Origin of the sequence: Acinetobacter junii (assembly GCF_018336855.1) — a bacterium.
Lineage (GTDB): Bacteria > Pseudomonadota > Gammaproteobacteria > Pseudomonadales > Moraxellaceae > Acinetobacter > Acinetobacter junii.
On the sequence record NZ_CP059558.1, the window covers coordinates 1,219,368 to 1,233,357 of the forward strand.

A 13,990-nucleotide genomic window follows, 5' to 3' on the forward strand; every position below is an offset into this window, starting at 1 on the left:
TTCATATTATTTTTTCTTGTGTTTACGCAGCGATTTTAAGTTTTTCGCTTGTGCGGTTGATTCTTCAGCTGCTTTTGAATCTACTTCATCTTTTTTGGTTTTTTTACGCTTTTTCTTTTTCTTTGGTTCATCATCTTCAACAGCTTCACCATCTTCAATCGCTTGCCAATACTCAAGTTGCTCCATCACAGCAGCATAGATTGAGTTTTTGCTATATCGACCTTTTTTATCGAGTGTTCCAACAGGACGTGCCATCAGGATTTCTAAAGCTTGGTCAATCGTATCAATTGCATGAACATGGAATTGACCACTATTAACAGCATCAATAACGTCTTGGCGTAGCATTAGATGTTGCATGTTTTGACGAGGGATAATAACCCCTTGCTTTCCTGTTAATCCCTGTAATTTACAAGCATCATAAAAACCTTCAATTTTGGCATTTACGCCGCCGATAGGTTGTACTTGTCCAAGTTGGTTCATAGAGCCTGTGATAGCCCAAGATTGATCAATTGGAATTTGACAAATAGCTGAAATTAAAGCAGAAAGTTCAGCAACTGTTGCGCTGTCACCATCAACTTGTCCATAACTTTGTTCGAATGCAAGAGCAGCAGAGAAGTGTAGGATCTGTTCACGACCGAAATGAGCTTTAAGGAAACTAGCCATAAGGAGCACGCCTTTTGCGTGTAGAGAACCACCAAGTTCTACACTTCGCTCAATATCAAGAATATCTCCACCACCTTGATATACTGAAGCTGTTAAACGAGATGGAAGACCAAACTCAACATCAGCATAATGAATAACAGATAGGGCATTAATTTGACCTAAGCGATGCCCCGAAGTCTCAATTAATTGAGTACCTCGTGATAAGTCTTGCCAATAAAGCTCTCGTAAATAACCCAAACGGTATTGGCGATGATGTAATGCTTGATTGACGTGTTGATCTGTTACGATTTTATCACCACTCTTAAAAGCGTGATGATGTGCTTCACGAATCAAATCACCCAGTGTCGAAGCATGCAGTGACAAAGAGCTTTGATCTTCAGCTTGACGACTAGAGTCAGTTAACAGTGCAGCGAGGGCAGAACGATCAAAAGGTAAAAGTTTATCGGCTTGAACATAATCAGCAATAAGCTGCATATATGCTTGTTCATTGCTGTCATTACGTTGTAATGTATCTGTAAAATCAGCACGAATTTTAAATACACTTCCAAGCTCTGGTTCTACTTCTAAAATTTCATAATAAATTTCAGGTTCAGCCAGTAAGACGACTTTAATATCTAGTGGAACAGCGGCAGGTTCAATCGAAATGCTACCTGTCAATGTCAGCATATGTTCCAAAGACGATAGTTTGAGTTGGCCTGACTTTAATGCGCGTTTTAAACCTTGCCAAGCGTAGGGTTGTTCTAGCAATTGCTCAGCTTCAAGCATAAGGAAACCACCATTTGCATGGTGTAATGAGCCTGGACGAATTAATGTAAAATCTGTGGTAATTGTGCCGTTGTGAGTGAGTTGCTCGACATGTCCAAGTAAGTTGTAATGCGTTGGGAAGTCTTCAAAAATAACAGGAGCACCACTATTCGGTTTATTGGCAATAATGACATTGGCTTGATATCTTGAAGGAACGCGATTGAACAAAGCAGGCGTGAAATCATCTTCCTCTTGTTCTAAGATCAGTTCAACGTTTTCTATAACATCTTCGGCATAATGCTTTAAATATTCTTCTAAACCTTTAACGTCTTTATTTTTATTTAAAATTTGCTCCATGCGAGGTAGAACAACTTGTGCTGCGATATCTCTATTTAAAAGTGAAACTTTATCTCGAGCATCGTCTTCAAGATCGCCTAGATGTAAGCCTAAACGCTCTAACTTTTTCTCCATGTAGCGGATATTAGAGCTTAGTTCAGAACGTTCTTTTTGGCTTAAAGCATCAATATCATGCTGTGTTAATTCTTGATATTCATTGTCGATTAATTGCATCGGCACGAAAACATGCTTGTCATTTCTTGAAATGAGTTTTAAGTCGAGTTCTGCGCCTTCTTTGGTTAATTCGGACAGTGCTTGTTGTTGTACATCACCCGTGTCTTGACGAATACGTTCAATTCGATTGTGATAGGTCTCTGCACTAAAGCGACGTTCTAATTGTTTAAGAATGGTTTGCCAAGTTTGTTGAAGTGCTGCTTGAAACTTTACGCCTTGTCCAGCAGGGAAGCGTAGTGCGATAGGTTGTCTAGGGTTTTTAAAATTATTTACATACACCCAATCATCAGGCGTTGGCATCGTTTTGGCATGCTGTTGCAGTAAACGTTTGATCATCGTTCGTTTGCCAAGTCCAGCAGTCCCGACAGCAAAAATATTGTAACCTGAATAAGGCAGAGAGATGCCAGCTTCAACAGAGGCACGAGCTCGATCTTGCCCTAAAAAATTGTTGAGCGGTTTGATTCGTTTCGTCGAATTCGGAATTTTGACTAGGTCTGGAACATGAGTGAGTTGTTCCGAAGCTAGCGAGGTTCTTTTTAATGTTTCTTGTATATCCGTCTGGTCAAAAGCGCTTGGAAAGGTATTTAAATTTGCTGTAGTTGTGTTTGTTGGTGTTAAAGAAAGTGCGGTTGCAGTCATTTGATCAAGTTTTTGGGTCACTATTGATATCCAACAAATAAACGATAATTGAAATTAGAACTATAGATGCATCTAAACATATCTCATGACTTGCGAATAAACATAAATGGTGTGATTCATCATTTAACATTTGGTGTCAATTTGGTTAGATTTCGCAAATGTTTAGAAGTATTTATAGCTTCTGTTAAAGGTATACAGTTTTAGGTCTAAAGATCAAGCGAACTTGTGTTTTTTATCGACAAAACAAAACAATGGTTGCACAAAGCAACTTGCAAGCGAACACAAGAAACGATTGAATAGGCACATTCAGGCATGTTCATGGAAAATAATAACCAATGACAACACAAACCACAGGTTGGGCATCTGCATTTAAAGCATTTTTAGATCGCCGTGCTTTGATTATGTTATTTTTAGGTTTCTCAGCGGGGATACCGATTTTACTCATTTTTTCTAGCTTATCTTTATGGCTAGGTGAGGCAGGAATTGAAAAAAGCGCAGTAACTTTTTTTAGTTGGGCTGCATTAGGCTATTCTTTTAAATTTGTTTGGGCACCATTAATTGATGAGTTGCCTGTCCCATTTCTAACACGCACATTAGGGCGACGTCGAGCATGGCTATTAATTGCACAGTGTTTAATTATATGTGCGATTTGTATCATGGCATTTTCAGACCCAGCTCTTGGTCAAAGTTATATTATTCAAATGGCGGTTGGGGCAGTATTACTTGGCTTTTCCGCAGCTACGCAAGATATTGTGATTGATGCCTATCGTATCGAGTTAGCTGAAACAGAAATGCAAACTGTCTTAGCATCGACATACAATGCAGGTTATCGCATCGGAATGATTGTTGCTGGTGCTGGTGCATTATTTCTTGCGGCTTACTTAGGAACTGCCAAGGGGAATTATATCTACGAAGCTTGGAAGTATACTTACTTAGCCATGGCAGCAGTCATGAGTGTCGGGATCATCACTACTCTAAGTATTCGTGAACCACAAGTAAATCGAATTTATAAAGATTATAAAAAGACAGATTATTATCGTTTGGTATTGGTATTTTTTGTTGCTGTTGCAAGTTTTGTCGTGAGCTATATCTATTCAGGTAATCTCACAAATTACATCACCACTTCGGCTGAGATTAAAGATACCGCAGCTTTATTTGGTTTAGAAGCGCTTCGCTTTTTGACCGCAACAGCAGTCGCTTTATTGGTTGGTTCTGGGTTAGTAAAAGCTGGTGTCGTAAATCAGCAGATGGCGAAAGAAACATGGGTTGCGCCGATTCTTGATTTCTTCAAACGCTATGGTCTGAAACTCGCTTTAGTATTATTACTACTTATTGGTTTTTTTAGAATTTCAGACATTATTGCTGGCGTCATTTCAAATGTTTTTTATCAGGACTTGAATTTTACTAAAGAGCAAATTGCTGAAGCAGTAAAAATATATGGTGTTTTATTTAGCCTTGTCGGTGGCTTTCTTGGAGGCTTGTTGGCACAGCGAATGAACATTATGAAGTTAATGTTTGTTGGTGCTGTTTTAGCCAGTTCTACCAATTTGATTTTTATCGGCTTGGTAAACTCAGGCAAACCTTTAGCTCAGGTTGAGGTACAAATCGCAGATAAGCACTATAAAGTAGATACGGATGAGGTGGGGTATTGGAAATTATCTGTATCAAGTGAACAGTTATTAAAAGCAAAAGATATCCAAGTCACTAGTCAATATCAGCAAGAAGCGGACTCAAAGTTTCAATTAACAGTTCCATATCTGATTGCATCTCAAAAGCCTCAGATTCAATTATTACCAATGAGTGGTAATGATCAACTTAGCTCAAATGACTTAAAGCAAAGTTTAGTTATTAAAGGTCAGCTTGCTGGCGTAAATGTTGATACATTAGACACAGAGCGTCCAGTTGTCATTATGGTTGACGATAAAGAAATTGTTGCTAAAGTTGATCCTCATGGAATATTCACTGGAGCAGTTGATGGGAAGGTTTTATTAAACTCTCCAACGAAGTTAGTTAAAGCTTCAGTTAATTTTAAAAACAACAACCAAACTGAATTAGCTACAAGTAGACCTTATTTTATTGATACAGCAACACATCCACAGTCCGCTTTAGATATGGATGTTCAACCAGTGCAAGTAATCCAACCAGATCAAAAAAGCTCAGTTGAACTTTCTGGTAAAGTCATTAAAAGCTACAGTACCTTATGGTTATATTTGGCGATTATTATGGATAATTTAGCATCTGGATTGGCTGGTGCAGCATTCATTGCTTTTTTATCGAGTTTAACCAGTGTTTCATTTACAGCGGTTCAATACGCAATTTTTAGTTCTTTAATGACATTAACGCCAAAACTATTGGGTGGTTATTCAGGAACAATCGTGAGTAATATTGGTTATCCAAATTTCTTTTTAATGACGACTTTAATCGGTATTCCGATTCTAATTTTAGTGGTTTGGGTTGCGAAATTATTACGTGATCATGAACGAAACCAAACAACACAACAGACAGGTGAATAACTATGCGCATGTTACATACAATGCTACGAGTAGGTAATTTAGAACAATCTCTCAAGTTCTATACTGAAGTGCTTGGTATGCAATTACTTCGCAAACGTGATTACGAAGAAGGACGTTTTACACTCGCATTTGTGGGTTACGGTGATGAGCAGAACAATACGGTGCTTGAATTAACTCATAATTGGGATACATCTAGTTATGATTTAGGCAATGCTTATGGTCATATCGCAATTGGTGTTGATGATGCTTATAAAGCATGTGAAGAGATTAAAGCTCGTGGCGGTAAGGTCGTCCGTGAAGCTGGGCCTATGAAAGGTGGTGTGACGGTCATTGCTTTTGTTGAAGATCCAGATGGCTACAAAGTTGAACTTATTCAACAAGATCAGAATGCAAGAAATAATTAGTTTTAATGCGTTAGACTGAGGTCTAATTATTTAAAAACTAGCTTTATTTATAGAGCTCAGTATGATGGTTTGATCAAATGGTCAACAATATCATATTGGGCTTTTTTATTATTTTGAGGGTAGGTCAGGGAAAGAATTATGTTGAAGTTATTAGCACTAGATCGCTTTACGATTTTATTGGTACTCATGGTCTTATTAGCCACATTGTTACCTATATCAGGTCAGTTTGCTTTTTATTTTAATATTTTAACGACAGTCGCAATAGCCGTTCTTTTCTTTTTACATGGTGCAAAATTATCACGTGAAGCTGTCATAGAGGGAATGTTGCATTGGAGAATGCATGCTTTAGTCTTTATTTTTACTTTTTTGATTTTCCCATTGATTGGGCTTTTGTCGAGACCTGTTTTAGAACCAGTATTGGGGCAACAGTTATATTGGGGCTTTTTGTTTATGTGTTTCTTACCTTCCACGGTTCAGTCTTCGATTGCATTTACGTCTATGGCTAAAGGGAATGTAGCGGGTGCAGTGTGCAGTGCTTCTTTTTCTAATATTATAGGCATGTTTATCACACCGATTTTGGTCAGCTATTTTATCTTAGGGCAAAGTCAACATGATTTTGACCCGACAAAATCAATTGTACAAATTACATTATTGCTGCTTGTGCCATTTATATTAGGTCAATTATTAAGACCATTTATTTTCCCACAAATGCGTAAATTTCCGAGCGTTGTAAAGGTTTTTGATCAGGGTTCAATCCTCATGGTTGTTTATGGCGCATTTAGTAGCGCAGTTGTCGCTGGTCTATGGCAACAAGTAAGCGGAATTACATTGATTTATTTAACACTGGCATGTTCAGTTTTACTTACCATAGTAATGTTACTTGCATTGTATTTACCTAAATGGTTGGGATTCAATCAGGCGGATCAAATTACGATTTTCTTTTGTAGTTCTAAAAAAACTTTAGCGAGTGGTGTTCCAATGGCTCAAATTCTTTTTATTGGGCAGCCTTTAGGAATGATTGTATTACCCATCATGATTTTTCATCAAATTCAGTTGATGGTCTGTGGGGTAATTGCGAATTATTGGTCAAAAAATAATCCAACATAAGTTCTTTTGAATTTATCAAATTTCAATAGTCAGTATTCGATATATGGTGAAAAAAGTATGTATCGACCAATTAATCTTCGATTGAGATTAATTGGTAGGTATGTAATATTTATAATCAAGTGATTAGACATGTCTAATTTAGCTAATGTTCATCAATATCAAAGATTAATACAATGATAAAAAAAGTAAGAAGAGTATCTCCGTTAATAGCAATTTATATGGCATGTTCGTTCATACCGACTGTGACATTAGCAAATACATTTCCTTATGAAGAAAGCGGTAATATTAGAGTTGATACCATAAATGTAAGTCTAATTAATCCGACTCAAGATCAAACTCTAAATCAAAGAATTATGGATCAGATTCGGAAGGATATTGCAATTTTTCCTGGTGAGATTGTTTCAGCAGAAAGATTAGATTTCATAACAACTAGAGTTAGAAATACACTTAGCTTAGACAGCCTATCGTATGATGCAGAAACTAGCATGGGAGGAGGCTTAAATCTCACATTAAAAGCAACATTAAATGATAAGCAATCACTTACGCCAAAAGGTTATTTAATTGATAAAAATAAAAAAACTTTGCCTTTGCTATATGACAGTAATGGTAAATACCTCAAAGCCAAATTAGAGTTATTAAGTATGTATTATGCTAATAATAATGCTTGGTATGCTCAGCCTGGTAAGATGTTGAATGGAAATCCATTGGTTGATGGAAATCCAGCAGGTGATGGTTATGATGATTGGCTTGAAGCTTTTTTTCATGCAGGTTTATATGGAATGTATCCTTTAAATTCGAATACTTTTACTTATGGAGGTTTAAGTACGATAGGTACTCTCTCTACAGGGCAGGAGTTGTTTACTGATCAAACTCGAAATCATTTTGCTGTTGAAGATGCATATGTTGGAATTGTAACAGGTAGAACCACAACATCTGGAAATAGAATCGTTTCTAATACTTCGATAGGGCGTCAAAAATTTAGTTTAGGTGATGGTTTATTGATTATTAATACTGCCTCAAATGGTTCTGATCGTGCAGCATTACAATCAAATGCTCGTTGGGCTAGTGATTTGGTTTTTCAGTCTCAGTTGCAATATAACAAAACAAAATTTGAAATATTTTATTTAGATCCAGATGAATTACCCGTTATTGATTCAGAAACAAAGATTCAAGGGGTAAACATTCAAACTAATATTTTTAATGTTATAGATTTTGGGATGAGTTATTTAACAGTTCCTCATTCAACTTCTACATATTATTTGCCAAATGGTTCAAGTCAAACTCGTGATGGTTTACGTGTAATAGATGGGCGTTTTAGATGGCAACCTTCAATTAATGGCAAGTCATCTTGGCTTTTTGCAACAGAATATGCACAACAGTCTCATGAAGATTTCAAAATGCGTGCACAGGCATCTAGTTATGAGCTGGCTTATCAATGGTCAGATTTAACGATGTCTCCTTCATTAGGTTATCGTTATGCAAGTTTCTCAGGTGATGATCCAAATACACAACAATATGAAAGATGGGATCCATTATTTTCAGGAGGGAATGGCGAACAATGGGTTCAAGGTGTGAATCACTTTAAGATTGTTCAAAACTCTAATTTAAAAACACATCGTGTTCAGTTGCGGTTCAAACCTCACCCAAAAGTAGAAGTTGTGCCGCAGTTTTGGTTGTTTAGAGCGGATTCAAAATTAAACTTAGGCGGCAATCCAGCTTTGTCATTCATCCATTCTAAGGATTATGGTAGAGAGTTTAATGTTTCTGCAAAATATTATTATTCAAGAAATTTATATGTTCACGGTCAATTGGCCTATACCCAACCTAGCGATGCGGTAAAAAATGCATTAGGTGATGGGGTCAAAGATTGGTGGAGTTCTATGCTTTTTGTTCGATACGCATTTTAATCAATTTAGTATCATTGTTGAGGAAATTTTGATGTTTAAGAAAAAGGTAAAAGTAGGATTTGCACTTAGCTCAGCGTTGTTATGTTCAGCCCTTGTCACCAATGTCTATGCGATAGATGTGCAACCAATTTCAGACCAATACTTTACAAAAGATCGTTTTAAAGGAAAAACTTTGTTAATTACTGGCGGTGCGAGGGGAATTGGAAAGGCATCCGCAATTCGTGCATCGAAAGAGGGTGCAAATATTGTAATTGCTGATGTATTGGTTAAGGAAGGACAAGATACTGTTGATGAAATCCAAAAAATGGGAGGGAATGCAATTTTTGTACAAGCTGATATAAGTAAAACACCAGCATGTAATTTGATGGTTGAAGAAACGATTAAGAAATATGGGCAACTAGACGGGGTGTTAAATGCAGCAGGAGTTATGGATGCAGTACCACCTGATGCTGTGGTAAATGTTGAAAAGCAAAAAAAAGAACTATTTGCCCCAATACACGAAGCTACAGATGAATATTGGAACCAAACTTTAGCAGTTAATGCAACTGGAATGTTTTGTTCATTACGTTCTGAATTAAAGCAAATGGTGAAACAAAATAAAGGTGGAGCGATTGTAAATATTGGTTCTATCGCTGGGTTGACGGGTTTAGCGGGAAATCCAGCATATGTGGCAAGTAAGCATGCGGTTACTGGTCTCACTAAAAATGCTGCAATTGATTATGCACCTTATGGGATAAGAGTAAATTCAGTAAATATGGCCGCTACCGAAACCGCAATGACAGATGCAGCCTTTAAAAAAGTAGCTACGTTACAAAAAGAACGAGCAAAAAATCCTGAGTTGGCAAAAATGCCTAATACGGCGATGTTGAAAACTCAAAGTCTTTTAATGTTTGCTGATTCCAAACATAGAATGTCTACACCTGCAGAACAAGCTAGTGTTATTTTATTTTTACTATCAGATGAAGCTTCAAACATTACAGGTGCAACTTGGGCTACCGATGGTGGATGGACTACTTTTTAATGGCCTTATAAGACAAACTAGTCTCCAAAATAATTAAGTTAGTTTTTCAATGTCTTCGTGAGTATTTACATATTTTAAATTTATTGGAAATGTGTATAATACTCCCCACTTGTTGGCTTTGCTCTGACCTAAGATGTCTCGGTGAGTCAAAAGAAATGGTCTGTTGTGGTATTGATCTGCGAGTATTAAAACTCTGCTTTCCTCATCTTGAGAGTGATCAATTGCGATAACAGCTTAAGCCTTTCTTACTAAATAGGAGCATCGACCATGCGCGCCGATATTCACCCTAAATACGAAAAATTAGTTGCTACTTGCTCATGCGGTAACGTAATCGAAACTCGTTCTGCACTTGGTAAAGAAACTCTTTATCTTGACGTATGTTCAGCTTGCCACCCATTCTATACTGGTAAACAAAAGAATGTAGATACTGGTGGTCGTATCGACAAGTTCAAACAACGTTTCTCTGGTATGTCACGTTCTATCAAACGTTAATATCAAGAAAAACAAAAAACGGGCAATATGCCCGTTTTTTGTTGTCTCTAAAGCCTCTCCTTTGTAAAAGGAGAGGCTAGTAGATTTCTATTGATCTTGTACGTCAGTTAAGCGATCAAGTTTCTTTTGGAAGTAGTTGCCTTGTAAGAAGCGCGCTTCAACATTCCAAGCATTTGCGAATAAATTCATATCATTTAAATCAGTCAGTAAAATTTCTACAGATTTCATACCGATGAAATTCAGAATTTTTTCCTGCAGTTTTGCCATGTCTTTCTCGCTAGCTAACATCTTGGAAAGTTTGCTATGTAGGCATAAATATTGGGTATCAATTTGCGTAAGAATAGATTCGCTATAAAGTGAATCACCAAAATTGCGTATTGAAATTTCAGCACCGTATTGACGCAGCAGAGCGACTTGCTGCTGAGCTTGAGACAGATTTTGTTGCAGACTATGCTCTGAGAATTGGACAATAAGCGGATGAGCTTGTTTGCTTCCAATAATCGTAAGAAGTTTTGCGACCAATTCAGGTAATTTTTTATCATTAATTAGAATGTGATGGTTCAAATTAACGATTAGTTTAGCTTTTGGATATTGGGTAATAAAGTTGTGTAGTTGTTTACACGCTTCTACAAGAATCCAGCGGTCAAGTTGTACAGATAACTCAGGATCATCTTTTAAATCGGCTAGATCACTTAAATCAATCCATTGATTATCATGAATAAATCCTGCTGTAACCTCATAGGTATGAGTATGTTGATCCTGCTTATCATATAGTTGTTGATATTTTAATTGGATCGATCCTGCATCTAGTTTCTGTTTTAACTCTTGTAATAAGGTTAATTTAACAGAGGTTTGAATATGTTCGGTTGTAAGACCTATATCGGCATCTATCTTTTGACTATTGAAAACAGGAAGTGGTGTAGCAAAAGCTTTTGAGAGTAATTGTTCAAAAGCAGTTTCATTTGAAATTGGTTGATTTAACTCACAATATCCTAATTTTAATTGGAGTGGAAAGGTGTGATTATCTGTTACAAGAAGTTGAGGTTTTTGTAGACCATTTAAACCAATCAATAATGAGTTTAATACTTCTTTGGATTCAGCTTGGATTAAGCCTGCATACAGTGCTGTTTCAATTTGATGAATTGGGGCGTTGACTTGTTCTTTAATGAAATTTTGAATATTAGAAAAATAAGACTTTGTTCCACGCCAATCAGATTGAAAAACTTCATTTGGACAATGATTTAAGCCAAATAAAACTAAGGCATTTACATTTGCAGGATGATTGTTAAGATGGCGATTAATTTGTTGTAAAGATGAATTTAAACTTGAAAGTTTTTCTGCTGGAGCAATCGTTACAGTAGGCGCGACTGTAGTTGGTTCGGATTTTTGTGTGGCTTGAGAAGGACATTCGATATTGAGTTGAATTTCATCATCATTTCCAGATGGTAAAAACTCTACATGTAATGGATTGTTTTTTACATTTGAATTGAGTGTTTTGATCTCAAAGCGAGCATGTTCAAATTGACCTTGAGAAATCTTCTTGAAGCGTAGTTTAAATTGAGCCAAATCTTCAGGTTGTAAAACATCTAGTAATGGTAAACCAATCAAATCATCTTCATTCTCGAAACCAAAAAGAGTCGCATACTCTTTGTTGGCACTGAAATGAATTCCTTCTTGTAATACTGCGACCGCTTTATGAGTTTCTGCAACTAAAGATTGTGCTTGTGTTTGTGCGGCTTCTAATTCATTCAATAGACGATGTTCAGCTTGCACCAATCGGCTATATGATAATGCACGAATGATGCTGATATAAAAATGATCAGGGGATTTTAAACTAAGAACATCATAGATGCCTTTATGAATATAGTTTTGATACTGTTGCGCATCGAAGTCTTCTGGTTCAAGCAATAAAACGGGCAAATTAGGTTGTGATGATGCTTGAATCAAAGAGAGAGTTTGTTCGATTTTTAAATCATAAGCTCGACCGAAAATCACCATATCCCAAGGTAGATTCAGTTGCTTTTCAAATGTTTTAAAATCATCCAATAGACAAGCTTGGACTTGATGTTCTTGTGCAGAAAATAATTGCAAAATTTGATTATAACGAAGTTGGTTATCATCAATAATTAATAAGCGTGTTTCAGTACGTTTTAACTTTTTAGAGAGTAAAGAATTTCTCACTTCAATGCTTCCCATAAATCTTGATCATTTGTATCCATATTCTTTTGTGCCATAAATTTTTGAAGACTAGGTTCATCTTCTTCATTGAGCAATTCGAAATCAAACTGGACAAAACTTTGGGTAATTAACTGTGCTGTTAATAAGTACACTTTTACTTCCTCTTTCCCCAATCGTAAATGAACAGCTTGCTGTTCTCTGAAAATTTGCGAACCTGGCAATATGATTGTTGTTTTTGTTTCATCCAGATTCTGATTTTTTAAAATAAGTGCAGGGTGGTAATTACTCACGTGGCGGTCAGATTGAATACGTACTGCACATGGGAAAATATCTTGTGCTAAAACCTCTAAACCGAGTTCAAGGCTTTTTTCACTGGATTGTTTAAGCCAGCGAATAACACCTCCTCGCCAATGACCATGTGAGGTTTCTTTCACCAATATATATTCGCCAGTCCGAAGGTTTTTAGGTGCTTCAGTCGTCCATTTAATACGATATCCATTTACACTAATATCAAGAATGTCTGCTTGGTAAACTGCTTTACTTTCACGGCTTAAACGTTGGATGGAAGATTCTTGATTGTCAGAAGATTCTTTTTTATCCCACGATGACAAAAATCGAGATTCGCTTTGTAATCCATAGCCATGTTCAAGTTGAAGAGTTTCAGCGAAGTTCTTTGCTTTAGATAGATAGAAATGAGCGGTGAGTAATCCAAAACAAATATGCAACTGCGCAGAGTACTCATAACGCTCGTGACGTCGTTCTGCAGTGGTGCCAAGAATCGTTTGAACATGGAACTTCAGCGCAGGTGTTAAATAGATTTTTTCATTTTTAGAAATATATTCTGCATTTTTGTGAAGTGTTGCAGTGACATGATCTAAAAGACTATTGGTGCTGATGAAAATATTTGGATTAAATCCCGAACTCTGTTTCTTATTATAAATAGGTGGGTGATCTTTACTGGTATCAACTACATATTTGGTTAACTCAGTTTCCTTTGGTAATAGTTGCAGCATTTTCGCCCAGTCAAAGCTGCATTGGAATAAAGCTTGAATTTCAGATTGGCGAATTTGATTGGTGTTAAAGATATCCAGCAAAATAAGTTGAGCGTATGCTTGAGCAACATTATTGAGACTTGGTTTGCCTGCTGGTTGTTCCAAAGTAGTGAGATGATATTTATGAGTTACAGCTGCATCATACAATTGGTGAGCAATGAGCCATTGTCCTGCAACAGGTTCACTATAAAGCATATGTTGCTGATACAGGAGTTGAGTGAGTTGTTGCAATGCTTGGAAAGTCGCTAAGGTTATTGCAGTCTGGAGATTTTTCTTTTGATTTAATGCAAAAAAAGAGAATTTTTGATGCTCAAGTTGATCGCTACTTCGGCGAACAATATTGATATAAATCGCTGCGAAGTAACAACGCAAAAGCATTGCTAGTTCTATAATGTGTTCATTACGATCAGAGGTGATGACACCTTGATTAAAAAAATTCTTTTCTAGACTACCTAAAACATTTTCGATGGTGGGGTGTAGTGTCTGTATTAAATCAAAACGCAAAGTTTCTGAGCATTCTAATTCACTTAGCTCAAGTAAAGCTGAGAATAATGCTTTAGAGGTATCACCCAATTGCATTATGGCAAGTGTTGAAATCCATTCGTTCAAGCTTTTAGTGTTTGAATCACAAAAACTGAGTTTATCCCTTCTTAAAACAGTGGGAATTTGAAAAATATCCGAAAATGCATTATCCATCATT

General features: G+C 36.6%; 9 protein-coding genes. 6 read left to right on the top strand and 3 right to left on the bottom strand.

From position 1 onward, the window contains the following. Nucleotides 1-6: 6 nt before the first annotated feature. The gene (locus tag H2677_RS05865; RefSeq protein ID WP_005402832.1) at nt 7-2,637 is read right to left on the bottom strand and encodes a Lon protease family protein; all 2,631 of its coding nucleotides are present in this window, start codon (nt 2,635-2,637) and stop codon (nt 7-9) included. A gap of 314 nt (nt 2,638-2,951) precedes the next feature. On the opposite strand from H2677_RS05865, the gene H2677_RS05870 reads away from it, so the two are divergent. From H2677_RS05870 to rpmE, 6 genes are all read left to right on the top strand, one after another. Next, nucleotides 2,952-5,129 (top strand): AmpG family muropeptide MFS transporter, encoded by a 2,178-nt coding sequence (locus H2677_RS05870; RefSeq protein ID WP_212639348.1) that lies wholly within the window; start codon nt 2,952-2,954, stop codon nt 5,127-5,129. 2 nt (nt 5,130-5,131) lie between these two features. After that, nucleotides 5,132-5,533: a lactoylglutathione lyase gene (gene gloA / locus H2677_RS05875; RefSeq protein WP_004913115.1), complete on the top strand. Its 402-nt coding sequence runs from the start codon at nt 5,132-5,134 to the stop codon at nt 5,531-5,533. 138 nt (nt 5,534-5,671) lie between these two features. Continuing rightward, complete coding sequence (locus tag H2677_RS05880; protein ID WP_212639349.1) at nt 5,672-6,640, top strand: bile acid:sodium symporter family protein; 969 nt, start codon at nt 5,672-5,674, stop codon at nt 6,638-6,640. A gap of 218 nt (nt 6,641-6,858) precedes the next feature. Beyond that, complete coding sequence (locus tag H2677_RS05885; RefSeq protein ID WP_212639350.1) at nt 6,859-8,547, top strand: alginate export family protein; 1,689 nt, start codon at nt 6,859-6,861, stop codon at nt 8,545-8,547. Between the two features lie 31 nt (nt 8,548-8,578). Continuing rightward, nucleotides 8,579-9,568, top strand: coding sequence for an SDR family NAD(P)-dependent oxidoreductase (locus tag H2677_RS05890; protein ID WP_212639351.1), 990 nt, complete (start codon nt 8,579-8,581; stop codon nt 9,566-9,568). 267 nt (nt 9,569-9,835) lie between these two features. Continuing rightward, on the top strand, nt 9,836-10,060 hold the full coding sequence (gene rpmE / locus H2677_RS05895; RefSeq protein ID WP_004662919.1) for a 50S ribosomal protein L31: 225 nt from the start codon (nt 9,836-9,838) through the stop codon (nt 10,058-10,060). An 87-nt stretch (nt 10,061-10,147) separates the two neighbouring features. Here rpmE and H2677_RS05900 read toward each other — a convergent pair whose 3' ends face one another. After that, on the bottom strand, nt 10,148-12,256 hold the full coding sequence (locus H2677_RS05900) for an EAL domain-containing protein (protein WP_212639352.1): 2,109 nt from the start codon (nt 12,254-12,256) through the stop codon (nt 10,148-10,150). After that, nucleotides 12,238-13,989, bottom strand: coding sequence for a GTPase (locus H2677_RS05905; protein ID WP_212639353.1), 1,752 nt, complete (start codon nt 13,987-13,989; stop codon nt 12,238-12,240). Before H2677_RS05905 ends, H2677_RS05900 begins: the two co-directional genes overlap by 19 nt. Nucleotide 13,990: the final 1 nt, after the last annotated feature.

Coding starts and splice junctions, on each gene's coding strand:
- H2677_RS05870 (WP_212639348.1), top strand. CDS start 2,952: ATGACAACACAAACCACAGGTTGGGCATCTGCATTTAAAGCATTTTTA.
- gloA (WP_004913115.1), top strand. CDS start 5,132: ATGCGCATGTTACATACAATGCTACGAGTAGGTAATTTAGAACAATCT.
- H2677_RS05880 (WP_212639349.1), top strand. CDS start 5,672: ATGTTGAAGTTATTAGCACTAGATCGCTTTACGATTTTATTGGTACTC.
- H2677_RS05885 (WP_212639350.1), top strand. CDS start 6,859: ATGGCATGTTCGTTCATACCGACTGTGACATTAGCAAATACATTTCCT.
- H2677_RS05890 (WP_212639351.1), top strand. CDS start 8,579: ATGTTTAAGAAAAAGGTAAAAGTAGGATTTGCACTTAGCTCAGCGTTG.
- rpmE (WP_004662919.1), top strand. CDS start 9,836: ATGCGCGCCGATATTCACCCTAAATACGAAAAATTAGTTGCTACTTGC.
- H2677_RS05900 (WP_212639352.1), bottom strand. CDS start 12,256: ATGGGAAGCATTGAAGTGAGAAATTCTTTACTCTCTAAAAAGTTAAAA.
- H2677_RS05905 (WP_212639353.1), bottom strand. CDS start 13,989: ATGATGGATAATGCATTTTCGGATATTTTTCAAATTCCCACTGTTTTA.